The 23,709-nt window shown below is 63.8% G+C and carries 22 protein-coding genes; 9 read left to right on the plus strand and 13 right to left on the minus strand.

All coding sequences use genetic code 11. The features are described from left to right. Positions 1-208 precede the first annotated feature (208 nt). Both LB533_RS11785 and LB533_RS11790 read right to left on the minus strand, forming a co-directional pair. Entirely contained in the window at positions 209-637 is a 429-nt protein-coding gene (locus tag LB533_RS11785) for a phasin family protein (RefSeq protein WP_140638987.1), read from the minus strand. A gap of 59 nt (positions 638-696) precedes the next feature. Continuing rightward, the gene (locus LB533_RS11790) at positions 697-1,992 is read right to left on the minus strand and encodes a DUF445 domain-containing protein (protein ID WP_224677223.1); all 1,296 of its coding nucleotides are present in this window, start codon (positions 1,990-1,992) and stop codon (positions 697-699) included. A gap of 396 nt (positions 1,993-2,388) precedes the next feature. Here LB533_RS11790 and rirA point away from each other — a divergent pair, with 396 nt between their 5' ends. Continuing rightward, on the plus strand, positions 2,389-2,850 hold the full coding sequence (rirA, locus tag LB533_RS11795; RefSeq protein WP_140638989.1) for an iron-responsive transcriptional regulator RirA: 462 nt from the start codon (positions 2,389-2,391) through the stop codon (positions 2,848-2,850). A 141-nt stretch (positions 2,851-2,991) separates the two neighbouring features. Here rirA and LB533_RS11800 read toward each other — a convergent pair whose 3' ends face one another. Genes LB533_RS11800 through hemP form a run of 5 tightly spaced genes read right to left on the minus strand, consistent with a single transcriptional unit; the run spans position 2,992 to position 7,103 of the window. Then, positions 2,992-3,783: a heme ABC transporter ATP-binding protein gene (locus tag LB533_RS11800; RefSeq protein ID WP_224677224.1), complete on the minus strand. Its 792-nt coding sequence runs from the start codon at positions 3,781-3,783 to the stop codon at positions 2,992-2,994. 9 nt (positions 3,784-3,792) lie between these two features. After that, on the minus strand, positions 3,793-4,893 hold the full coding sequence (locus LB533_RS11805) for a FecCD family ABC transporter permease (protein ID WP_224677225.1): 1,101 nt from the start codon (positions 4,891-4,893) through the stop codon (positions 3,793-3,795). Between the two features lie 5 nt (positions 4,894-4,898). Next, complete coding sequence (locus tag LB533_RS11810) at positions 4,899-5,807, minus strand: hemin ABC transporter substrate-binding protein (RefSeq protein WP_224677226.1); 909 nt, start codon at positions 5,805-5,807, stop codon at positions 4,899-4,901. 9 nt (positions 5,808-5,816) lie between these two features. Next, positions 5,817-6,878, minus strand: a complete 1,062-nt coding sequence (locus tag LB533_RS11815; protein ID WP_224677227.1) for a hemin-degrading factor — start codon at positions 6,876-6,878, stop codon at positions 5,817-5,819. 18 nt (positions 6,879-6,896) lie between these two features. Then, the gene (gene hemP, locus LB533_RS11820) at positions 6,897-7,103 is read right to left on the minus strand and encodes a hemin uptake protein HemP (protein WP_023757683.1); all 207 of its coding nucleotides are present in this window, start codon (positions 7,101-7,103) and stop codon (positions 6,897-6,899) included. A 200-nt stretch (positions 7,104-7,303) separates the two neighbouring features. Between hemP and LB533_RS11825 the strand changes: the two genes are divergently transcribed. The 3 genes from LB533_RS11825 (at position 7,304) to LB533_RS11835 (ending at position 10,341) form a co-directional block, all read left to right on the plus strand. Next, a complete protein-coding gene (locus LB533_RS11825; protein WP_224677228.1) occupies positions 7,304-9,493 on the plus strand; it encodes a TonB-dependent hemoglobin/transferrin/lactoferrin family receptor in 2,190 nt (729 codons plus the stop codon). 2 nt (positions 9,494-9,495) lie between these two features. Next, positions 9,496-9,939 carry a hypothetical protein gene (locus LB533_RS11830; protein ID WP_224677229.1) on the plus strand — a complete coding sequence of 148 codons (444 nt, stop codon included), beginning with the start codon at positions 9,496-9,498 and terminating at the stop codon, positions 9,937-9,939. A gap of 87 nt (positions 9,940-10,026) precedes the next feature. Continuing rightward, a complete protein-coding gene (locus tag LB533_RS11835; protein WP_140517212.1) occupies positions 10,027-10,341 on the plus strand; it encodes an antibiotic biosynthesis monooxygenase family protein in 315 nt (104 codons plus the stop codon). Positions 10,342-10,369: 28 nt separating this feature from the next. On the opposite strand, the gene putA is transcribed toward LB533_RS11835, so the two are convergent. After that, complete coding sequence (gene putA / locus LB533_RS11840) at positions 10,370-13,981, minus strand: bifunctional proline dehydrogenase/L-glutamate gamma-semialdehyde dehydrogenase PutA (protein ID WP_224677230.1); 3,612 nt, start codon at positions 13,979-13,981, stop codon at positions 10,370-10,372. 163 nt (positions 13,982-14,144) lie between these two features. Here putA and LB533_RS11845 point away from each other — a divergent pair, with 163 nt between their 5' ends. Continuing rightward, positions 14,145-14,597, plus strand: a complete 453-nt coding sequence (locus LB533_RS11845; RefSeq protein WP_140551405.1) for an Lrp/AsnC family transcriptional regulator — start codon at positions 14,145-14,147, stop codon at positions 14,595-14,597. A 1-nt stretch (position 14,598) separates the two neighbouring features. On the opposite strand, the gene LB533_RS11850 is transcribed toward LB533_RS11845, so the two are convergent. Together LB533_RS11850 and LB533_RS11855 are read right to left on the minus strand one after the other, a co-directional pair. Beyond that, positions 14,599-15,798: a cytochrome-c peroxidase gene (locus tag LB533_RS11850; protein WP_224677231.1), complete on the minus strand. Its 1,200-nt coding sequence runs from the start codon at positions 15,796-15,798 to the stop codon at positions 14,599-14,601. Positions 15,799-15,805: 7 nt separating this feature from the next. After that, positions 15,806-16,255, minus strand: a complete 450-nt coding sequence (locus LB533_RS11855; RefSeq protein ID WP_224677232.1) for a FixH family protein — start codon at positions 16,253-16,255, stop codon at positions 15,806-15,808. 151 nt (positions 16,256-16,406) lie between these two features. Between LB533_RS11855 and LB533_RS11860 the strand changes: the two genes are divergently transcribed. Next, the gene (locus LB533_RS11860) at positions 16,407-17,327 is read left to right on the plus strand and encodes a sugar kinase (RefSeq protein WP_224677233.1); all 921 of its coding nucleotides are present in this window, start codon (positions 16,407-16,409) and stop codon (positions 17,325-17,327) included. 3 nt (positions 17,328-17,330) lie between these two features. Here LB533_RS11860 and LB533_RS11865 read toward each other — a convergent pair whose 3' ends face one another. The 3 genes from LB533_RS11865 to LB533_RS11875 form a co-directional block, all read right to left on the minus strand. Then, positions 17,331-18,353 (minus strand): aldose epimerase family protein, encoded by a 1,023-nt coding sequence (locus LB533_RS11865; protein WP_140639001.1) that lies wholly within the window; start codon positions 18,351-18,353, stop codon positions 17,331-17,333. Between the two features lie 85 nt (positions 18,354-18,438). Further along, positions 18,439-19,896: an NAD-dependent succinate-semialdehyde dehydrogenase gene (locus LB533_RS11870; RefSeq protein WP_224677234.1), complete on the minus strand. Its 1,458-nt coding sequence runs from the start codon at positions 19,894-19,896 to the stop codon at positions 18,439-18,441. A 228-nt stretch (positions 19,897-20,124) separates the two neighbouring features. Beyond that, the gene (locus LB533_RS11875) at positions 20,125-21,075 is read right to left on the minus strand and encodes an AEC family transporter (protein WP_224677235.1); all 951 of its coding nucleotides are present in this window, start codon (positions 21,073-21,075) and stop codon (positions 20,125-20,127) included. Between the two features lie 263 nt (positions 21,076-21,338). On the opposite strand from LB533_RS11875, the gene LB533_RS11880 reads away from it, so the two are divergent. The 3 genes from LB533_RS11880 (at position 21,339) to LB533_RS11890 (ending at position 23,676) form a co-directional block, all read left to right on the plus strand. Next, entirely contained in the window at positions 21,339-21,887 is a 549-nt protein-coding gene (locus tag LB533_RS11880) for a histidine phosphatase family protein (RefSeq protein ID WP_224677236.1), read from the plus strand. A 302-nt stretch (positions 21,888-22,189) separates the two neighbouring features. Further along, complete coding sequence (locus LB533_RS11885; protein WP_010909964.1) at positions 22,190-22,471, plus strand: acyl carrier protein; 282 nt, start codon at positions 22,190-22,192, stop codon at positions 22,469-22,471. Between the two features lie 17 nt (positions 22,472-22,488). Next, positions 22,489-23,676 carry a beta-ketoacyl-ACP synthase gene (locus LB533_RS11890; protein WP_140639004.1) on the plus strand — a complete coding sequence of 396 codons (1,188 nt, stop codon included), beginning with the start codon at positions 22,489-22,491 and terminating at the stop codon, positions 23,674-23,676. Positions 23,677-23,709 lie beyond the last annotated feature (33 nt).

Here is a 23,709-nt window from a genome sequence, read left to right on the forward strand (position 1 = left end):
GGCTTCCAACGCTTCCGGACCACGAACCGGCGGCTCCTGTCAATTCGCCCTGCATGATTCCGTTCCCCCGGAATCGACGTGAATCCTGGCATCGCCTATGTCAACCCGTATTTGCCCGGTGCAACAGCGTGGCGGGTCGATGAGAGAGCATGCAAACAAACCTTCGCCGAGCGCAGGGCTGGCAGGCAATCAGTCTTTGGCACGCGAGCTACTTCTTCTCGAAGCCGGCGCGGATTTCCTCCATCGCCTCCTTGATGCGCATGCGCAGGATGTCGACCGATTCGGTGCCGGATTTCCTGGCCAGCTCGGCCACTTCGCTGGCATTCTTCAACGTGGTCTCGAAGGATTTCCTGGCGAACTCAGTCTGTTTGGCCATCAGGTCCTGCGGCGTGCCGGGCGCTCTGTAGCCTTGCGTCATGTCGGCGATTTCGCGCAGCGTGTCCTGCAGCATCTCGCGTTGCCTGGAGAACAGCGACGACGCGCCGGCGGCACTTGCCCGCGCCGATTTCTCCAACGCTTCAAGGTTCTTGCGGTGGTGCGCGAGGATCGCCTCGACATCGACATTGGGCAGTTTCAGGTCACGGCCGAACCGGCCGAACATGTCCGTGAAGGAATCGGAAGCCGGTTGTTTGGCCATGCTCATCTGCTCCCCCTGTTGATGCCCCAGCCATGAGAATAGGGCATGGCGTGCGCCCGTCAATTGACGAGAAACAGCCGCTCCGCGGTGTAAAGCGCGATGCCGGCCAGACCGCCGATGATCATGCCGTTGAAGCGAATATATTGCAGGTCCCGGCCGATGTTCATCTCGATCAACCGCGTCAGCTGCGCCAGGTCCCAGCGCTTGACCTGGTCGGCGATGAATTTCGATACGCCGCTCTTCTGGCTCTCGACGAAAGAGGACAGCGCCACCACGAATCCCTGGTTCATGTCGGCCCTGATCTTGGCGTCGCCGGCCAGATGCCGGCCGACCTCGACGAACATGTTGGCAAGATGCGCGCGGATGATCGATCGCGGCGCCTTGGCATCCTGCTCGATGAACAGGCTGAGGCTTTCCCACGTGTCGCCGGCCAGCGCCTTGACTTCCGGCCTGGCGAGGAAATCGCGCTTCAGCTTCTCGGCGCGCCTTGCATACTGCTTCGACGTTCTCAACCGCTCGACGAACCCCTGCGCGAAATGGTCGAATTCCGCGCGCATCGGGTGGTCTGGATCGGCTCTCACCTCGTCGAGCAGCGAACCGGCCGAGGCGACGACCTTCTTCAGGAGATAGGCGTCGGCCCTGAATAGGTTGAACAGCGACGGCAGTTCCTCGCGGATCTTTTCGCGCATGGTCGTCAGCGCCTGTTCATCGTTGAGGAATCGGCCGATCACCTTGATGAACTCATCGAACAGCCTCTGGTGACGGCGATCGTCGGTCAGGGCCGAGAGCAATTCGGCCGCCAACGGCGCCAGCGGCACTTTTTCGATCTGCTCCAGCATCCGGCTGGTGACGAAGCCGCGCAGCCCCGATTGCTCGACGGCGGCAAGCGTCTGCGGAACCAGGCGCACGACGAAACGCGACAGGCCCGCGGCACGCTCCGAATCGGCCAGCCAGTCGGCTACGAGCGCCGAGAAATCGACCTCGGCCAGCTTTTCGCGCACCGGCTCGGGGGCAAGGAAATTGACTTCGATGAAACGACCGAGATTGTCGGCGATGCGGCTCTGGTTCTCGGGAATGATCGCGGTGTGCGGGATCGGCAGGCCGAGAGGCCGCTTGAATAGCGCGACCACCGCATACCAGTCGGCCAGGCCGCCAATCGTCGCCGCCTCGGCAAAGGCGGCGACGAAGCCGAGCCAAGGATAGGTGCTCTCGAAGGACTTGGCCAGGGCGAACACGGCGACGCAAAGCGCAAGTGCCGCCGTGGCAACAAATTTAGTCCGCCGCAGTATGGTAAGCTTGGCATGCGCGTCGGCATCATATCCGCCGGAAGCCAACGCCGTGGCTGATTGTGACATGTCGGAGCCGCTCCTCGTCGATCTCGGACCTATTTAGAGCATTCCAGGAAAGGTGTGTAACGCTGTTCCCTGGAAAAGCGCCTGGCGCTCTCCCCGCGGAATTGCGTGAAAACAAAGAGTTAGGGCGGTCGGCCATCTGCCAAACGCTGGACCGCTCTGGTGTTTCACCCGAGGAAATGCGCATGACAACCGATTCGGCCGCGTCTTGCCGCCTTGCGCACACAAAGTTGACGAGGATATTCAGCTATTATGCGAAGCTAGTCTGGAATTATTCCAAGGTATAGGCCATATTCCGCCGAGGCCAGTGCGGCGAATCCGATAGCTCGGAGCAAAGCTGCACCAGCAAAGTTCAAAATCCGGCGTGATCGCAGCTCGCCGGCGCTTTGTGAGGACAAGATGCGGCTTACCCGCCAGACCAATTATGCCATGCGCATCCTGATGTATTGCGCGGCCAATACCGATCGGCTGAGCCGCATCCCCGAGATCGCCGCCGCCTATTCGGTGTCGGAGCTTTTCCTGTTCAAGATCCTCCAGCCGCTGGTCGAGAATGGCCTTGTCGAGACGGTGCGTGGCCGCAATGGCGGCGTCAGGCTTGGCCGCGCCGCGGAATCGATCAACCTGTTCGACGTCGTGCGCGTGACGGAGGAAAGCTTCGCCATGGCGGAGTGCTTCGAGAACGACGCCGCGGAATGCCCTCTGGTCGACAGTTGCGCGCTGAATTCCGCGTTGCGCGAGGCGCTCAACGCCTTCTTCGCGGTGCTTGCCCGCTATACGATCGCCGATCTCGTGGCGGCGCGTCCGAACGTGCGCAACCTGCTCGGCATCGACATGCTGGAGCGCCGCGCGCCGGCCGCCTAACTCACGACCAGGTCTGTTGAGATTCAGCTCAGGCCGAGTCGAGAATGGTGGCTTCCGAGAACCGGAACGGAGCGTACGTTCGGGTACGTGACTACCGGAAGCGCAGGAAACCGCCGTTCGCAGGCCGGCCTCAGCTGAATATCAACTGACCGCTGATTGAGGCAGCACGAACGGCATATTGCCGGCCGGCAGGACTCGAACCCTCAAGCGGCAACCGAATACCCTTTCGATCAGATCGTCGCTCAGCACATCCTGCGGCGAACCGGTGGCGGCAAGCCGGCCGCAGTGCATGACGAAAATCCGGTCGGCATACATCGCCGTCAGGTTGAGGTCGTGCAGGATGGCAACCACGCCGCCGCCCCTTCTGGCGAAGTCGCGGGCAATGTTCATGATGATCAGCTGGTGCTTGATGTCGAGGCTGGACACCGGCTCGTCCAGGAACAGATAGCGCGGCTTGCCGTCGAGCACCGGCGCCCAGACCTGGCACAGCACGCGGGCGAGTTGAACGCGCTGCTGCTCGCCGCCGGAAAGCTCCTGATAGAAGCGGCCGGCGAAACCGTCTAGGTCGACACGCGCCAGCGCCCGTTCCGGCAGGCGTTCGTCCTCGCCCGGCAGCACACCAGAGCGGCCTCCGACAAGGCCGAGCCTGACAATCTCGCGCACAGTAAAGGGAAACGACAAGGTCGTCGCCTGCGGCAGTACCGCGCGCAGCGTGGCCGCCTCGACTGGCGTCATGGTCGACAGGTCGCGGCCGTTGATGGCAATCCGGCCGGTATGCGCGAGTTCCCCGGACAGCGCCTTGAGGAAGGTCGTCTTGCCCGACCCATTGGGGCCGACAATGGCCGAAATCTCACCCGGCCTGACCTCGAAATCGACGCCAGCCACGATGCCTTTCCTGCCGATCGCCACCGAAACATCGCGCGCTTCGATCATGAAACACCCCTACAGGTCGATGACGCCACGCTTGCGCAGCAGAATCCAGAGGAAGAACGGCGCGCCGGCGATCGCCGTGACGATGCCGATCGGCAGTTCGGCCGGCGCCACGATGGTGCGGGCGACCGCATCGGCCAGAAGCAGCAGCGATGCGCCGAGCAGCGCCGAGGCCGGCAGCAGGAAGCGATTGTCGGGGCCGATCAGCAGGCGCAGCAGATGCGGCACCACGATGCCGACGAAACCGATGCCGCCGCTGACCGCGACGGACGCGCCGACCGCCGCCGAGACGCCGACGATCGCCGTATATTTCAGCCGCTGCACCGGAATACCGAGATGGCCGGCGGTCGCCTCGCCCAGTGCCAGCGCATTGAGGCCGCGGGCCAGGAACGGCATTGCCGCCAGTGCCACCACGATGACCGGCCCGACCGAGCCGATCTTCTGCCATGTCGCGCCGGCCAGCGAGCCGAGCTGCCAGAAAGTCAGGTCGCGCAATTGCCGGTCGTCGGCCATGAAGATCAGGATTCCGGTCAGTGCCATGGCAAGGGCCGCCAGCGCGAGCCCGGCAAGCAGCATGGTGGCGACGGATGTGCGGCCTTGCCGCGTCGCCACCCTGTAAAGCAGCAACGTCACCGACAACCCGCCGCCGAAGGCCGCCAGAGGAAGGGTCAGCGCGCCCAACCACGCGGTCACCGGAGAAAGCATTGTCGTGCCGAGCACGATGACCGCCACCGCGCCGAGGCTGGAGCCTGCCGAAACGCCGATAAGGCCGGGGTCGGCAAGCGGATTGCGGAACAGGCCCTGCATGACCGCGCCGGACACCGCGAGCGCGGCCCCGATCAGCACGCCGAGCACGACACGCGGCAGCCTTATGTCATAGACGATGAGGCGATCTCGCGCGCTCATCGCCACGTCGCCAGGCGCTGCGCCAAACAGCCAATCGCCGACGACCTTGACGGCGGACGCATCCGAGGCGCCGGAGGTCAGCGACAGCACTACCGCTGCCGCAAGCATGACGCAGGCGAGCGCGATGATCAGACGGGCGCGCCCGGAACGGTCACCGTCGCTGGCCATCTTCCTCTCCGCCGGCCCGGCGATCGACTGGTCGACCATGCCGCTCAGTCCGTAATCTGCGTGCCATAGAGCGCGACGGCAAGGTCGTGGACGGCGTCGGCCGTACGCGGTCCGAAGCCGAGCAGATATCCGCCATCGATGCGGATCAGCTTGCGCGCCGTTCCGGCCGGCGTCGAGGCGATCGACGCGTTGCCGAACAATTCGTCGTCCGATACCGGCGGCCCGGCATTGCTCATCATCAGGATCGCGTCCGGCCTGGCGGTGACAACAGCTTCGTCGGACAGTTGCTTGTAACCGGAGAAACCTTCGATCGCGTTGACGCCGCCGGCCAGCTTGATGATGCCGTTGGCCGCGGTGTCGCTGCCGGCCGCCATGATCTTGCCGCCCTGCATCGACAGCACGAACAGGACGCGCTTGCGCTCCTTGATCGAGGCCGTCTGCTTTTCCGCCGCCTGCAGCTTGGCATCGATCTCCCTGGCCAGCGCTTCGGCCTTGGCGTCGGCGCCGAGCGCCTTGCCGACCACGCGGACCTTTTCGAGGATGCCCTCACGGTCGTACCGGTCAGGCACTTCGATGAAGGGGATGCTCGTCTTCTTCAGCACATCGAGCGCCTCCTTGGGGCCGCTGCCGTGCAGCGCCAGCATGCCCGAAGGATTGACCGACAGCACACCCTCCGGCGACAGCTGACGCATGTAGCCGACATCTGGCAGGTCGAGAGCGGCTTTCGGATAGCGGCTGGTGGAATCGCGCGCCACAAGATGCTTTTCCTCGCCGAGCGCATAGACGATCTCGGTGATCGAGCCGCCGATGGACGCGATCCTGGTGGGATCGGCGAAGACGGCACCGTCTTCGGTGGCGCCCGCCGGCTGCAGCGAGGCAAAGCCCAGGAAGATACCGATTGCCGGCCCACGCATCCGTCCAAGGCCAGCCATCAGTCTCGATAGAGAAACCATCATTTTTCCTCAGGCTGCCGTCGGGCTTGGAATGCGCGGCAGGTTTTCGGCCAGGAAGCGCCAGTCGTCGCGCTCACCCTCTCCTTCATGGCGCTTGCCGAAGAACTGGATGATCATGTTGCCGACGGCGTCGTAGACCTCCAGCGACGTGACATGGCCGTCCTTGGTCGGCTTGCGCACGGCCCAGACCTCATGAATGTGGTCGGTGCGCAGGTGCAGATGGAAGGTCTCGTCCAGCACATTGATCCATGGTCCCATTGGCTTGATCGACTTGACCGGACCGGAATGGATCTGGATACAGCCGCGGTTTCCCACAAAGCACATGATCGGCATCTCGCCCGCGGCGGCATGATGGAACATCGCCCTCACCGCATCATTGTCGAGCAGCCAGGCGTAGTCCTGGCCCACCATGCGCACAGCCTGGCGGCGGCTGAGCTTCAACGTCTTCAGCATGCCGAAGAACTGATGCACGTCGGTCAGCCGGCTCCAGCGGTCGCGCAGATCGTCGAGAGTGGCGGTGGTTGTCGCTGCTTCGCCTTCATCATGGGAGGCTTGTCCTAAAACGACCACCGTCGGTTCCTGGTTCGATGATTCCAGCGAAGCGACCAGCTTCTGATAGGCATAGAGATTGGATCCCGGCCGCAGATGCACCTTGTGCACCGCCTCGCCCGCCGCGTCGAAGAATTGCAGGCTGCGGCGGATGTCGTCGCCGTCCCGTTTTTCCACGGCAAAGCCGTGCGCCCATATTTTCGGGAAAATGCGCAGGTCGATGTTCTCGCCCAGCACCATGGCATTGTGATTGCCGGTGACGACCTTGTCGTAGACGCCGATCTTCTCATGCACGGCGCTTTCGTTGCGGGTCAGCGCCATCACCTCGCCGACGGCTTCGAGGCCGGTCAGAAGATCGTTGACGCGTGGCTCGACGCGAACGACATCGTCGCCGCAATGCGCGGCGACCAGCTCGGCCTCCGAAATGCCAAGCTGTGCGGCCAGATCGCGCTCGCGCGTTTTCGGATTGTCCGTCCGCGCCCGCCGGATTTCGTGCGGGGCGGGTTTTACGCGCTGGTCCATTGTCCTGCTACCTTACGCTTACTTGTTGAGGATGAGCTTGCCCTGACGGGTGATCTTGAGCCGGTAGAGCGCGCCGTGATGCTCGATGCCGATCTCGTGCTCGCCTTGGAACAGCGTGTTGCTGGACAGCGTGCGCACCGCCAGCGGAACGCGGTCGAAGCGGGCGGAGGCATCGTCGGAACGGCGGACGCGATAGCGGAAGTCGTTGGGATTGTGCGTGTTCATCTGGATCGATCCCTTTCCTGTGCCGGGCTCCTGGCTAGGCGTTGCGTAATCCGATTCATTCTTGACTCGAATAATCATGTTTACTAGTCAGTGCAATACCGGATTAAATGAGTCAAGATTTAAGACGGGAATACGATCACAAATGCCAGCCAGCCCCAGGCCAGCCCGCATCGAACCTGGAAACTTTGGAGTTGGGGCACATGGGGTTAGCGATTTGGGAACGGCGCGGCTGGTCGGGGCCGAACGGTGCAGCGGCTTTGCTGGCGGGCGTGGCGGCGATTGCCTTGTTCGTGCCACCTGCCAACGCTCAGCAATCAACACAGGCGGCGGGAGAGCAGGCCGATCAATCGAAGCAGGCTGAGGGGGAAAAGCCGGCGCCAGCGGGCGCAACGCTGCTCGACAAGGTTCTGGTCATCAGCCGCACCGGAGAAACGGCCATCCAATCGCTGGCCTCGGCCAGCCATATCGACCAGGAACAGCTCGATCGCCGCATGGCGACGACGCCGAACGAAATGCTGTTCGGCGTGCCCGGCGTCGCGGCGCAGGCCGATGCCAGGCGCGTCAGCACCAGCGTCAATATCCGCGGCCTGCAGGATTTCGGCCGCGTCGCGGTCATCGTCGACGGCGCGCGGCAGAACTTCCAGCGTTCCGACCATGGCACCCAATCGACCTTCTACGTCGACCCCGAGCTTATCAAATCCGTCGACGTCATCCATGGTCCGGTCGCCAACACCTATGGTTCGGGCGCAATCGGCGGCGTGGTCTTCTTCGACACCAAGGACGCCCAGGACTTCCTCAAGCCGGACGAGACATGGGCTGGTTCCGTCACCGGACGCTACGAGAGCAACGGCGGGGGCTGGACCACCAGCGCATCCGGCGCCTATCGCTTCAACGACAATTTGGATGCGCTGGGCAACATCGTCTACCGCAATTATGACGACTACAAGGATGGCGACGGCGACACCGTCAAGGGCACCGGCTTCGACGTGCTGAGCGGACTGCTCAAGACCACCATCCGCCCGAGCGACAACAGCGAACTGAAGCTCGGCTGGGTCGGTTCAAGCGACGGCTGGAACGAGATCAGCGGCGGCGTGCCGGTCAACGACGTCGACCTGAAGTCGAACACCTTCACCGCTCGCTACAACATCACGGACGAAGACAAGAGCTGGCTCGACCTCCACGTCAACACCTCCTACAACAAAACCAATCTTGATCTGACCAGCCTTGTTCCGCAAAACCGCTTCGATCCCGTCACCGGCCTTCCCGTGATGTTGCCGGCAGGTTCGACGGCCACCTTCGATGTCGGCACAGCCGCCATCGACATCTGGAACACGTCGCGATTCGAGACAGGCGGCCTCGCGCATGAACTGACCTATGGCGGCGACTGGGTGAATGACGACGTCGAAACTGGCGGCACGGCAGGCGGCGACAGCTTCTATACGCCTTCCGGCAAGCGCAACGTTTCTGGTGCCTATGTCCAGGACAAACTCACCTGGGACTGGCTCGAGGTGATCGCCGGGCTGCGCTACGACAATTACAGCCTCAAGGACGGCGCTCACGAGGCATCGGGCGACCGCTTGTCGCCGCGCATCACCGTTGGCGTTTCGCCTTTCGAAAGCGCCAGCCTCGCAGGGCTGCAGTTCTACGGCACTTATGCAGAGGGCTATCGGTCACCGTCGCTGACCGAAACCCTGATCAGCGGCAACCATCCGGCTGGCGTCACCTTCCCGTTCCTGCCCAATCCCAGTCTGAAGCCCGAAACCGGCAAGACGGTCGAATTCGGCATCAACTACAGGCAGAACGACATTCTCGAATCCGGCGATGCGTTCCGGCTGAAAGCCGCCTATTTCAACAATGATGTCGACGACTATATCGACGGTGTCACGCTGTCGGCCTTCGATCCAACCAGCGGTTGCCCTTTCGGCCCGGGCATTCCGATCTGCTTCCAGTACCAGAACTTCGCCAAGGCCAAGATCAACGGCTTCGAGATGGAAGGCGTTTATGATGCAGCATGGGGCTACGCCGGACTTTCCGCCTCCATCATCAATGGTCACACCATATCCTACGAAGGCGATCGGGCGGACCTTGCCACGATCCCGTCCGCGCAGGTCACCGCGCAGCTCGGCCTGCGCTTCCTCGAGGACAAACTCACTGTCGGCGGCGAGGTGCAGTACAATGGCAAGCCCAAGGGTAACCCGATCGCCGAGGATTATACGCTGGTCAACGCCTTCGCCAGCTACCAGGCGACCGACAATCTGAAGGTTGATTTTCGCGCCGACAATCTGTTCGATGTCAAATACGCCAATCCGTTGAACGGCAGCACGACGGTCGCGGTCTATGAACCGGGCATAACGCTGAAGCTGGCGGCAACGATGCGGTTTGGAGGATGATGATGACGAACTTGACGGCATCCCTTCGTCTGCTGACCTCGGCGCTGGCGATGTCGCTTGCAGCGGTTCCGGCGTGGGCACAAGAGTCCGCGCCGGCGCCTGCTCTCGTCCTTGAACTCAATGGCGCGCAACCCTCCGAAAAGGGCTGCCGCCTGACCTTCGTGGTCACCAACAATCTCGGCGCCGACCTTTCCAAGGCGGCGTTCGAGATCGCACTGTTCAACGACGCCGGCGTCGTCGACCGCCTGACCGTGCTCGATTTCAAGGACTTGCCGGCCGGCAAGACGAAGGTGACGCGCTTCGATCTCGCTGGCACCAACTGCGTCAAGGTCAGCCGCGTGCTGATCAACAGCGCGACCGAATGCGTCGGCACCGGCGTCGAGCCGAACGCTTGTATGCGCAAGCTCAAAACCGGTACCAAGACCAGTATCGCTTTCGGCGTCTGAGGACGGTGTGGAGCGCGCGCAACAATGAACGCGCCCACAGAGAACCGTTCATCACCCGTCTCAGTCCCGGAAATCGAAAGGAACTTCATGTACATCGCCATGAACCGCTTCAAGGTGCAGAACGGCTCGGAAGCCGATTTCGAAGCCGTGTGGAAAAACCGAGATTCCAGCCTCGCGGAAATGAAGGGCTTCCGGGAGTTCCATCTGCTGCGCGGCCCAGTCAACGAGACCGAAGGCTACACGCTGTTTGCCTCGCACACGGTCTGGGCAAGCCACGACGATTTCATCGCCTGGACCAAGTCGGAGAACTTTCGCGCCGCCCACAGGAACGTCGGCACGACGAAGGTCCACTATCTCGGCCACCCCCAGTTCGAGGGTTTTTCGGTCGTCGAGGGCGCCTGAAGCGACCTCGCCAGCCGGATAAGGGTCCTCACGCCGCCGCAAGCAGGCTGGCATTGCCGCCCGCCGCGGTCGTGTCGACGCAAACGGCCCGCTCATGCGCGTAGGCCGCCGGATTGAGCACCTCGCTGACCAGCGGCACGATCGGCCCTGCGCGTTCGGCGATCACCTTGCGCACGATACGCGCCGCTTCCGGCGTCCCCGAGAAGGCGACGACGTCGACGTGCAACGACCGAGCCTCGACCGGATCGGGGCGGCCGTCGATCGCCGCCAGCGGCAGGCCCTTGCCGGTCAGCGCCGAAAGCGCCGCCGGCGCACCTGGCGCCACCGCCAGCACCGCATTGCCGGCGGCGAGCGCCTGGATCGTCTGGGCAAGCAGCGTGTCGCCGTCCGGTCCCAGGCACAGCACCCGACCGCGCGGCGCCAGTGAGAGTGTATTGGCCTCGCCGGTCGGCCCGGGCAGGTCGATCTGGCCGAAATCGATACCGGCGGCTGCTCCGATCGCCGCGGCACCTTTGCCGCGCAAGTGCTTGCGCAGGATGGCGATGCGGTCCGGCCGCGTCGACCAGCCGCCAAGCGCGGGATCGGGCAGATTGTCGGCGAGTTCGGTCGCCGTCACCTTGTGGCCGTCGGCAAGTGGCGTACCTGCCTCCGGTCCTTTGCGAAAGCGCCGGAGATAATGCGGTCCGCCGGCCTTGGGCCCGGTGCCGGACAGCCCCTCGCCGCCGAACGGCTGCGAGCCGACGACCGCGCCGATCTGGTTGCGGTTGACATAGATGTTACCGGCATGGATCCCGTCGACGAAATGCTGCACGCGACCCTCGATGCGGGTGTGCAGGCCGAAGGTCAGGCCATAGCCCTTGCGGTTGATGGCGGCGATCACCGCGTCGATCTCATCGGCGTCGAAACTGGCGACATGGAGCACCGGCCCGAACACTTCGCGCTCAATCTCCTCGATGCCCTTGACCCGGAACACATGCGGCGCGACGAAGCGGCCATCCCTGGGTGCTTCCAGCTTGGCGATCAGCCGTCCCTGCAAACCCATCGTCGTGCAGTAATCGCGGATCGAACCCTGTGCCTCGTCGTCGATGACGGGACCGACATCCGTCGAGATGGCCCAGGGATCGCCGACCTTGAGCGCCTCCATGGCGCCCTTCAGCATCTCCAGCATCTTCTTCTCGACATCCTTCTGCACATAGAGGACGCGCAGCGCCGAACAGCGCTGGCCCGCACTCTGGAAGGCGGAGGCGAGGATATCGCGCACCGCCTGCTCGGGCAGCGCGGTGGAATCGACGATCATGGCATTCAGCCCGCCCGTCTCGGCGATCAGCATGGCATCGGGCGCGGCTGTCTCGGCCAGTTGCTTCTCGATCAGCTTGGCGACCTCGGTCGAGCCGGTGAAGCAGACGCCGGCGATGCGCGGATCTGTTGTCAGTGGCCCGCCGACCGAGGGGCCATCGCCCGGCAGAAGCTGGATGACGTCTTCCGGCACGCCGGCCTCCCGCAGCATTTCGACGGCCCGGAAGGCGATCAGCGGCGTCTGCTCGGCGGGCTTTGCAATCACCGAATTGCCGGTGACGAGCGCTGCGGCGATCTGGCCCGTGAAGATGGCGAGGGGGAAATTCCACGGCGAGATGCAGACAATGACGCCGCGCGCCTCGGTGCCCGCCTCGGCATTGGCCGCCTCGGCGGCGTAATAGCGCAGGAAATCCACGGCTTCGCGCACTTCGGCGACGCCGTCGGCCAGCGATTTGCCGGCCTCGCGGGTGGCCAGCGCGAAGAATTCGACGGCATTGGCTTCGTAGAGATCGGCGGCGCGATTGAGGATGGCCGCACGTTCGGAAACTCGGCGCCGCGCCCAGGCCGGCTGCGCTTCCACGGCGATGCGCACCGCAGTCGCCACCTGCTTGGCGTTGGCCTCACTGACCGTGCCGACCACTTCCGATGGCTTGGCCGGATTGACGACCGGGCGCTGCTTGCCATAACCGGCGGCGCGCGTGATAGGCTTGGCGTGCCAGCTGTTAGGGCCCGCGAAGGCTGTCCTCTCCTTGTCGATCGCTGCCAACGTCACCGGATCGGTGATGTCGAACCCTTTCGAGTTGCGGCGGCCTGCGCCGAAGATAGCGGCCGGCGGGGGGATCGCGGGATTGGCGGCGGGGCCCTGGTTCTCGACCGCCTCGAGCGGGTCACGCGCAATGTCTTCGGGCTCGACATCCTCGTCGGTGAGTTGGTGGACGAAAGATGAATTGGCGCCGTTCTCCAGCAGCCGGCGCACCAGATAGGCGAGCAGGTCGGAATGCGCGCCGACAGGCGCGTAGATGCGGCAGCGCGTGCCTTCGGCCTTGCGCACCGTCTCGTGCAACGCCTCGCCCATCCCGTGCAGGCGCTGGAACTCGAAGCTATCACGGTTCTTCGTCATCGACAGGATGGCGGCGACAGTGTGGGCATTGTGGGTGGCGAATTGCGGATAGATGCGATCGGTCATCGACAAAAGCTTTCTCGCGCAAGCGAGATAAGAAACGTCGGTGTTGACCTTGCGGGTGAAGACGGGGTAGCCGGCGAGCCCCAGCGTCTGCGCCCGCTTGATCTCGGTATCCCAATAGGCACCCTTGACCAGCCGCACCATGATGGTGCGATCGTATTTCGTGGCAAGCGCATAGAGCCAGTCGATGACGAAGGCCGCGCGTGGTCCATACGCTTGCACCACCACACCGAATCCGTTCCAGCCTGCAAGCTCCGGCTCGGCAAGCACGCGCTCGATGACGTCGAGCGAGAGGTCGAGGCGGTCGGCCTCCTCGGCATCGATGTTGAGGCCCATGCGCGAATGGCGCGCCGCGAGCGCCAGCGAAAGGAGCCGCTCGGCCATGACAGGCAGCATCTCTTCCTTCTGCGCTTCCTCGTAGCGCGGATGCAGCGCCGAGAGCTTCACCGAGATGCCGTGGTTGTGGCGGATGTCGGGGCCGTTGGAGCCCGCGTCGAGCGAGGAAATCGCATCGGCATAGGCCTTGTGGTAGCGCAGCGCGTCGGCCTCTGTGCGGGCCGCCTCGCCCAGCATGTCGAAGGAGTAGAGATAACCCTTCTGCGTCATCGCTCGGCCGCGCTTTACGGCTTCGGCGATGGTGCGGCCGAGCACGAACTGCTCGCCCATCTCGCGCATCGCCGCCGCCACCGCCTTGCGGATGACGGGTTCGCCGAGTCGGCGCACCATGGCGCGCAGCGTGCCTTCGATGCCGCCCTCGCCTTCATCGAGCACGCGGCCCGTCAGCATCAGCGCCCAGGTCGAGGCATTAACGAAGATGGAGCTCGAGCCGCCCGAATGCGCCGACCAGTCATGCGGCGCGATCTTGTCGGCGATCAGGTCGTCCATCGTCTCGGTATCGGGCACGCGCAGCAGCGCCTCGGCCAGGCACATCAGCGCCACGCCTTCCTTGGTAGAGAGGCCATAGGCGGACAGGAAAACCTCCATCAGCCGCGGATCGGACGAGCCGCGCACCGCCCGCACCAGATCCGCGGCGCGAGCCGAGATCGCACGGCGGCCCTCCGCCGAGAGGCCGCTCGCCTCGGCCAGCCGCTGCACGGCCTGATCCTCGTCGGGCAGATAGTTGGCGCGGATTTGCTGGCGGATGGCGTCGAGCGCTGGCATGGCGGGTCCTACGGGCAAGCACAAGGGAGCGGGCCGGCGGTCGCCGGACCGAATGGCGCAAGTTAGCACAGGTCCCGATTTACAGGCGGTCTGAAGAAATCGACATTGTAGTCCAATAGATCTATCATATCAGTGCAAACTACCGAAAAAGGCTGCATTTTCGATGACCGAAGACCAATTGGACCGCATCGACAGGAACATCCTGTCAGCGTTGGCAAGCGACGGCAGGCTTTCCATGTCGGAACTCGCGGCCAAGGTCGGCCTGTCCAAGACGCCGGTGCAGGCGCGGGTGAAGCGGCTGGAGAAGGACGGCTATATCAGGGGCTACCAGGCGATCATCGACCGCGAGCGCATGGGCGAAGGCCATGTCGCCTTCGTCCAGGTGAAACTGTCCGACACCCGTTCGGCCGCGCTCGATGCCTTCAACCGTGCCGTACAGGCCGTGCCCGAGATCGAGCAGTGCCACATGATGGCGTCGAGCTTCGACTACCTTTTGAAGGTGCGGACCCGGGACATCGCCGCCTACCGCCGCGTGCTCGGCGAACGCATTTCGGCCCTGCCCCATGTCGCCCAGACCTCGACCTTCGTGGCGATGGAGACAGTGAAGGACAGGTAATTCATTCCGCCAAGGTCTTCAAAAACGCCACCAGCGCCGTGCGCTCGCGGTCCGACAGCGCCAGCGGATGAATTTCGGATGTCCCTTCCACACTGGGGGCAGCCTTGGCGTAATGCGCCACCACCTCGTCGAGCGACGCAAACTGACCGGCGTGCATGTAGGGCGGCCGCGTGGCCGCGCCGCGCAGCGAAGGCGTCTTGTAGGCGCGCACCAGTTCCGGCGTGTCCCTGACCATGAACCGCAATTCGCCGCAGGCGCCGACATCGCCATCGCGATAGGCGCCGAAGCAGTTGAACGGGTCGGCCTGAACTTGGCGTACCGCGTCGACGCGGCCGCGATCCGGCGGCAGGCCGTTGACCGGCGGCACGCCGGTGTTGTGGAACCCATTGTCGGTAAAGCGCGGCCCATTGTGGCAGGTCACGCAATTGGCCTTGCCGATGAACAGTTTCAGGCCGAGGATTTCCTCCCGGGAGAAGGCGGCGTCGCCCTTCGGCTCGGCCCCGGTCGCCAGGTCCAGCGCAAACCGGTCGAAGCGGGTCTGCGGCGGCTCGATCGAGCGTTCGAAGGCAGCAATTGCCTTGCCGATGTTGGCGAACACCCGGTTTGTCGCGTCACGCTGCCGATCGCTCATGGCGCTCCATGCGGCCTTCTCGGCATCGCTGCCGAGCGGACTGGCATTGGCTGGTATCTCGGACAGATCGGGCAGCGGGCCGAAGATGCGCTCGTAACGTTCGCCGAAGCGCGCCTTGATGTAATGCGCATAGGCGGCACGGTTTCCCGCCTGCTCCAGCGGGTTCTCCAGCGGCGTCAGCGCCTGCGCCCACAGGCTGTCGCGCCGTCCGTCCCAGAAAAACCAGGGATCGCGCGCGATGCCCGCGAGCGGCATGGTACGCCGGTTCGTACGGCCGACGCCAACCGCCTGCGGCAGGCCGTCCTGAAACTGCCGGTCGATCTTGTGGCAGGTCGAGCAGGACACCGTGCCGTCGCGGCTCATGCTGGCGTCGAAGAACAGCGTCGAGCCAAGGGCGGCGGCGGCCGGGACATCGGCGAACCGGTTGGTGGTATCGGGTTTCAGCGCCGGCAGCGTGTTCAGCGCCAGCGAGGCGATGGTCTTCTTCTCGGAATCGGAAAAATCCGGCTTGCCGCATCCGGCAAGAACAGCCATCGCCATCAAGACGAAAAAGCGTGCAAGACGCCTCATCTGCGGCTCACAGCACGACGTTGAAGACGACCGTATCCGACCCAGCCGTCGCGGAGATGGCAAAATGCAGCTGCCACCAGCCGCTCATGGTGAATTTCACTCCTTCGATGCGATAGCGCCCGTCTCCGAGATAGTCCGTCGCCTGCGGGCTGGTCGGCAGGCCGTGACGGTGCTGCGGCATGCCTCCCGATACCGCGATCGCGGCCCCTTCCACCGGCGCCCCGGCTATCGTCTTCAAGGTCAACAGCCAGGCTTCCAGTTCGCCTTGACGGACGACGCCGCGTTCCGGCGCGAAGCTCGCCATGAACAATCCGTTCTCGGTCTTTTTGGTTCGGGAGATATCCGGGCCCGCAACCTGCGCGGTTCGCGGTGCGGTCAGATAGACCACTGCCAGGATGCCAGCCAGCAAGGCTGCCAGACCAAGACCCGCCAAAAGATAACGCCATATCGAAGCCAAGCCGGTTCCTCTTCAGGGGATAACGTTTTGCCGCACGGATCGCATCCCGCCAAACCTGTTGGAATCGCAGGTGACGGAAAAAACCGCCCTTGCCAAGCATGGCGCTCTACTCTCCAAAAAGCTACAGCAGCATCGTAACGGGGAATGGATCATGATCGGCAAAGGTGTCGCCTCGATCGGCGAATGCATGATCGAGCTTTCGGGCCAAACAGGTTCGAACTGGCGCATGGGATTTGCGGGCGATACGTTTAACACGCTGTGGGCCCTGCATGCGCTGAGTGGAAGGCCAGCGACCTACGTCTCGGCTTTCGGAGACGATCCTTTCTCGCAAGACCAGATCGGCTTCTTCGCGGACAACGGCATCGGCATTGGCGAAAGCCCTGTTATCCCGGGGGCGCGGCCCGGCCTCTATGCCATCACGCTGACCGGCGCGGAACGCTCCTTCACCTATTGGCGCGGCGATGCGGCTGCCAGGCAGCTTGCCTCCAATCCGGCTGCGTTGGCAAAAAGCCTTGAAAAGCAGGCGCTTGTCTACTTTTCCGGAATCACTTTGGGAATTCTGGACTCCGCTGCGCGCGCCACGTTGCTATCGGCCGTGGCCGAGGCGCGATCCGCGGGGTCGCTGATCGCCTTCGATCCCAACTACCGGCCCCGACTGTGGCGCGATCGCGAGGAGGCGCAAGCCGCGATCCTGGAGGCGCTTGCCGTCACCGACATCGCATTGCCGACTTTTCCGGACGAGCAGATGCTGTTCGGCGATGAAACGCCGCAAGCAACGGCCGGGCGGCTCGGGCAACTGGTCGGCGAAGTCGTGGTCAAGAATGGCGAACAGCCGGCGCTGATCGTCGAGGACGGGACGCTGCGGGACGTTCAGGCGATCCATGTGGCCACGCCCGTCGACACCACGGGCGCGGGCGATTCCTTCAATGGCGGCTATCTCGCCGCTCGTCTGACCGGACATGCCCCTGCGGAGGCTACGAAGCGCGCGCACCGTGTCGCGGCCAGCGTGGTGCAGGTGCGCGGCGCATTGGCGCCGTTCGAGACGTTGCGTGCGGCATTCGAAACGGATTGAGGGTCAGGGCAGCCGGAACCGATATTCCGTCACGTGATGGTAGATCGCACCCGGCCACAGTGTCGCCTGCGGGAAATACGGCCTGTTCGGTGCGTCCGGCCATATTTGCGGCTCCAGGCAAAAACCGCAGAAGGCTTTGTGGTTTCGCCCTTCCAGCCCCGTGCGCGGCGTCACATACTGGCCGGTATAGAGCTGGACGCCGGGCTCCGTGGTCCACAGTTCCATCTCGACGCCGGAACTCGCGCCTTGCACCCACGCCGCCTGTTTGAGCGGCCCGCGCGCCGAAGCGAGGCAGAAGTTCTGGTCATAGGCAAGCTGCTCGCCTTCGGTCTCCATGCGCAGCGGCCGCGCCTGGCGGAAATCGAAAGGCGTGCCGTCGACAGGCTTCACCGTGCCCGTCGGAATCATTTCGCCATCCACCGGCAGATAGGCGCCGGCATTGAGCATCATCCGGTGATCGAGGATGTCGCCCGTCCCGCCATCATCGAGGTTGAAGTAGGAATGCTGCGTGAGATTGCACAGCGTCGGCTCCTCGCATGTCGCTGATATCTCGACGCTGAGCGTGCCGGGGATCTTCAGCCGGTACGTGCAGGTGACGTCGAGCGCGCCAGGAAAGCCCATCGTGCCGTCGGGGTCGTGCAGTGTCAGCGTGACGAAGTCCCGGCCATGCAGCGAAACCGTCCATGGCCGATGGAAAAAGCCTTGCGAGCCGCCATGCAGCGTGTGCTTGTCGAGAAAATTGCGCTCGGTCTGGTAGCGCTTGCCGGCGATGGTGAAACGGCCGTCGCGGATGCGGTTGGCATAGCGGCCGACGACCGCGCCGAAGAAAGCCGTGTCGGTTTCATAGGATGACAGATTGTCATAGCCGAGCACAAGAGGCGCGTCGTGGCCGGCTAGGCGCAGGTCCTGGATGATCGCGCCGAGCCCGAGGATATTGGCGCTAAGCCCGCCGCCTCTGATGGTGAAGCGGCGAACCGGTTCGCCCGCCTGGGTGGTGCCGAAAACCTCGCCGTCCTTCATTGCCATGCCCGCAAACGTCAGTTGATCCAGACGGCCCGTTTCGTAGCCGGGACAGGCAGATCACAGGCCTGCCTGTCCCGGCGATAGTCTATCAGAGGCCGAGGCCGCCGATGCAGACATATTTGGTATCGAGGTAGTCCTCGATACCCTGATGTCCGCCTTCCTTGCCGAGCCCGGACTCCTTGACGCCGCCGAACGGTGCTTCCGGCGTGGTGATCAGGCCTTCATTGACGCCGACCATGCCATATTTCAGCCCTTCCATGACGCGGAAGGCGCGGCCGAGGTCGCCGGTGTAGAAATAGCAGGCGAGGCCGAATTCGGTGTCATTGGCAAGCGCGATCGCCTCTTCCTCGGTCTCGAACCTGAAGACGGGCGCCACCGGCCCAAAAATCTCTTCCTTCATGAAGCGCATCTTGGGCGTCGCATCGGCGATGACGGTCGGCTGGAAGAACGAGCCGCCGAGCGCATGGCGCTTGCCGCCGGCGACGATCTTGCCGCCCTTCGAAGTCGCGTCGGCGATCAGTTCCTCGACCTTCTCCACCGCCTTCTCGTCGATCAGCGGCCCCTGCTGCACACCTTCCTCCAGACCGGAGCCGACCTTCAGCTTGTCGCTGGCGGCAGCCAGCTTCTCGACGAACCGGTCATAGACGCCGGCCTGGACAAGGAAGCGGTTCGTACAGACGCAGGTCTGGCCCGAATTGCGATACTTGGCCGTGATCGCACCGACGACGGCGCGATCGATGTCGGCGTCGTCGAAGACGATGAACGGCGCATTGCCGCCGAGCTCCATCGACACCTTCTTCACGGTGACGGACGACTTCTGGATCAGGATCTTGCCGACCTCGGTCGAGCCGGTAAAAGTGATCTTCTTGACCAGCGGATTGGCGCAGATCTCATCGCCGATCTCGCCGGCCGCACCGGTCAGGATGTTGATCACGCCCTTGGGGAAGCCGACCTCCTCGGCCAGCGCGCCCCAGGCCAGACCGGAGTAAGGCGTCTGCGAGGCGGGCTTGACCACCGCGGTGCAACCCGCGGCGAGTGCCGGGCCGAGCTTGCGGGCCAGCATCGAGGACGGGAAATTCCACGGCGTGATGGCGGCGATGACGCCGACCGGTTCCTTGGTGACCAGGATACGACGGTCCGCCCATGGCGACGGCACGACATCGCCATAGGTGCGGCGGCCCTCCTCGGCGAACCACAGGATGTAGGAGGCGGCCGAGCCGATCTCGCCCTTCGATTCGAACAGCGACTTGCCCTGTTCGATGGTCAGGAGCTCCGCCAGAACGTCCTGATTGTCCATCATCGCATCGTGCAGCTTGCGCAGCAGCTTCGAGCGCTCGAGCGCGGTGGTCTTGCGCCAGGTCTTGAACGCTTCGTCGGCGGCTTCGATGGCGCGGCGGGTCTCGACCTTGCCCGCTTTCGGCACGGTGCCGATCTTGAGGCCGGTTGCCGGATTGGTCACGTCGACCGTCTGGCCGCTGTCGGCCTGCACCCATTCGCCGTTGATAAGATTGGCCTGGCGCATGAAATGGCTGGTTTTCTGAAGCATGGTCTAGCCTCCGTTCGGCGCTCACGGGCCGCTATCTGGATGTCTTCGATTAGCGCACCGTGCGCTGGGGCCATTGCTCTTAACCTAGGGAAAGCCCCGCAAGCAATCGCAAGATGGCATATAGGGGTTATGCCAGTGCAAGGCGAGAGCCGGGGCCTGATTTCACCGCTGGCACATCGCGTCGAACCGGACTCACGCCGTGCGGCTCAGACCCTGGTCATATTCATGTCAGCCGAAGACGTGCACGCTCACCGCCAGCCAGAAAGCCGTGGTGACGACCGCGCTCGCGGTCGCGATGGTCATCTGGTTCGAAGCCAGCGCCTGGCCTGTGTTGAACTGCACGGCAATGAGATAGGAATTGATGCCGGATGGCAGCGCCGCCACCACGACCGCTACCTTGGCGGTCAAGGGCGGCAGGCCGAGCAACCAGACGAAGATCAGAACCAGCGCCGGCATCAGGAACAGCTTCAGCGTCGATAGCGCCAGCGCCGGGCGGACATTGCCTGATATGCCGAAGCGGCGCAGGCTGAGCCCCATGGCGAACAGCGCCACCGGCCCGGCGGTGCCGGCCAGCGCGTCCACCAGCCGCATGACCAGTTCGGGCAGCGGGATGCCGCTGAAGCGCCATGCGAGACCCAAAAGAATGCCGATGATCAGCGGATTGATGAACAGCCGCCTCAGGAAATTGCGGACGACGCGCACGGGATGCACATGCTCGCCGCCGCCGCGGCCGAACATCTCGAACAGCACGATCGAAGCCATCATCATGACAGGCAGATGCACGGAAACCAGGAGCGACAGAACCTCGAATCCATCTCGCCCGAATATGCCGAGAATGAACGGCGCGCCGAGCAGGACAACATTGGAATAAGCCGACGACACGCCGCCGACGACACCAGCGCGTGCGTCGCGTCCGAATATCCGCGTGGTGACGACATGGCCGGCGGCCCAGGTGATTGCCACCGCCGCGAAATAGACCCCCCATAGCGACCACGGTGCCACCCCGTGGAAATCGGCATTCACCATCGTCTGGAACAACAGCAGCGGCATCGCAACGCTGACCGCGAAATCGGATATCCCCTCGCCGCTCGCCGGCTTCATATAACCGGTGAACCCGGCGAGGTAGCCGAGCGCCACGAGGCTGAAGACGAAAAGGACGGTTTCGGTAAGCGGAGACATTTTTCCAGGGATAGGCGAGCCAAGGTCGCGGTGCAATCGCGCCCGAATTTCTTCGACTCCGAATTTGTTCTGCCAAGCGGGGCATCGCCGAAGGCGGCTGGACGTTTCCCATCCCGCTGACGACCGGAAGACCGATCTGGTGAAGCAGCGGATGACGACGGAGAGGTGAGACCGCGCAGCCCGCAGGCCTTTCGCTTGTCTTTGTACCTGCTTTCCGATCCCTATATGCGGGTGGCCGGTGCCCGGCTTCTGGAAGGATTGCGATGATCCGATTTGTCTTGGCGTTGTTCCTGTTTGGCGTCCCCGTTGCAGCGCATGCGACGGACGCCGGCTGGGCGCTGCTGCGCGATGGCGGTCATGTCGTGCTTTTGCGCCATGCCATGGTCACCGGCACCACCGATCCCGCCAATTTCGATATCGGCAGCTGCGCCACCCAGGTCAATCTGTCCGCACGCGGCAAGCAGCAGTCGAGCAAGATCGGCGCCTTGCTTGCCGCCCGCGCCGCCCCGGTCGAGCGCGTGCTGTCCAGCCGCTATTGCCGCTGCCTCGACACCGCGCGCATCGCCTTCGAGACCGAGCCGGAGCCTTTCGCGCCGCTCGACCTGCTGAAGGGCGACGCGGCGCAGAATGCGGCGCAACTCGCCGCGATCATGAAGGAAATCCGTGCCTATTCCGGCTCTGACAACCTGGTCATGGTCACTCATCTTGAAGATATCGCTGCGTTGACGGGCGTCTCGCCGCGCGAGGGCGAAGCCGTTGTCGTCGAGCCGCAGGGCGATGGCCTGCGCGTGCTCGGCCGCGTTACGTTCTAATGGGGGCCGAGCGGTGCATCAGCGAGCAGCCACGCGTCGATGAGGACTTGCGACAGAGGTAATGTTGCCAAAATACCACCAAAGAAAGATGCCGCGCTAGGGCCGCGACAATCAGGCCAACATCGTCCGCCGCCGCCAGCTATGGACGGGCCGCCGGGTTGACCGGCGGCCCGTCTTGCGTTTCTTGGGCACGCTACCCATCTGCACCCGGCGTATCAGGCCTTTTCCTGCCGGGAAAAACCGATTAGACAGCGCCCAAACAAGATGCGGACAGATTCCGCCCGCAACCGAAGGAAAAGCCCTTGTCCACCACGTTCGACAAAGTCGCCAAGATCATTGCCGACACCAGCGAGATCGACATCGACACCATCACGCCCGAGAGCCACACGATCGACGATCTCGGCATCGACAGCCTCGATTTCCTCGACATAGTCTTCGCCATCGACAAGGAATTCGGTATCAAGGTGCCGCTGGAAAAGTGGACCCAGGAAGTCAATGACGGCAAGGCTTCGACGGACGATTACTTTGTCATGAAGAACCTGTGCGCCAAGATCGACGCACTGGTGGCCGCCAAGACCGCCTGATCCGTACCCGATCATCCATGAGCCCCCGCGACGTCGTCATCACCGGCATTGGCCTTGTCTCCTCGTTGGGAGAAGGCCCCGATGAACACTGGCGCAAGCTCACTCAGCCGGGTCAGAAGCCGGTGCTCGAAGCCGAGCGTTTCGCGCCCTACACCGTCCATCCGCTGCCGGAGATCGACTGGAACCTGCAGATCGCCAAGCGCGGCGACCAGCGCCAGATGGAAACCTGGCAGAGGCTCGGCACCTATGCCGCCGGTCTTGCGCTGGATGATGCCGGCATCAAGGGCAATGACGAGCTCTGCACGACCATGGACATGGTCGTGGCCGCCGGCGGCGGCGAGCGCGACGAAGCGGTCGATGCCGCCATCCTGGCCGCCTCGGAAAGCCGCAACGACCGTGACGTGCTGCTCAACGAGAAGCTTACCACCGAATTGCGCCCCACCCTGTTCCTGGCGCAGCTCTCCAATCTGCTCGCCGGCAACATCTCCATCGTCCACAAGGTGACGGGATCGTCCAGGACCTTCATGGGCGAGGAAGGCGCCGGCGTCGCCGCAGTCGAGACGGCGGCCGCGCGCATTCGTTCCGGCCAGTCGACGCATATACTGGTGGGCGGCGCCTTCCAGACCGAACATTCCGATATGTTGCTCGGCTATGAGCTTGCCGGCTATCTGCATCGCGGTGCCTGGAAGCCGGTCTGGCAGCGGCAAGGCGCCGAAGGTGGCGGCGTGGTATCGGGATCCGGCGGCGCCTTCCTGGTGCTGGAGCAGCGCGAACACGCGGCAAGCCGGGGGCGCAGGATCTATGCCGAACTCGGCCCGGTCGTCTCCGGCCGTGCCAGGCGGCGGCAGGGCGAGCTCGATTCCGAGATCGCCGCGCTGCTCAAGAAGACTGCCGTGCCGAATGGCGGCTTGCTGACCATGTCTGGCGCCTCAGGCGCTCACGCGGCTACCGCCGCCGAGAAGGCGGCATTCGACGCCAATCCCGCGATCGCGGTGCGCGGCTTCGCGACGCTGACCGGCCACATGAAGGAAGCGCAGTTTCCCTTCGCCGTGGCGCTGGCGGCGCTCGCCGTCGACCGCAAGGCCGCCTACCCCGTTTTCGATGCCGCTGCCGAGAAACCGTTCGAGGGCGTTCCCAGAAGCGTCCTTGCAACGGCAATCGGCTACCACCAATTCGAGGGCATGGCGCTGGTCAACGCCGCATAGAGCGGCCAGCCACATACAATGATAAAGGTTAGG

Source organism: Mesorhizobium sp. BR1-1-13 (genome assembly GCF_020165515.1).
Classification (GTDB): domain Bacteria; phylum Pseudomonadota; class Alphaproteobacteria; order Rhizobiales; family Rhizobiaceae; genus Mesorhizobium.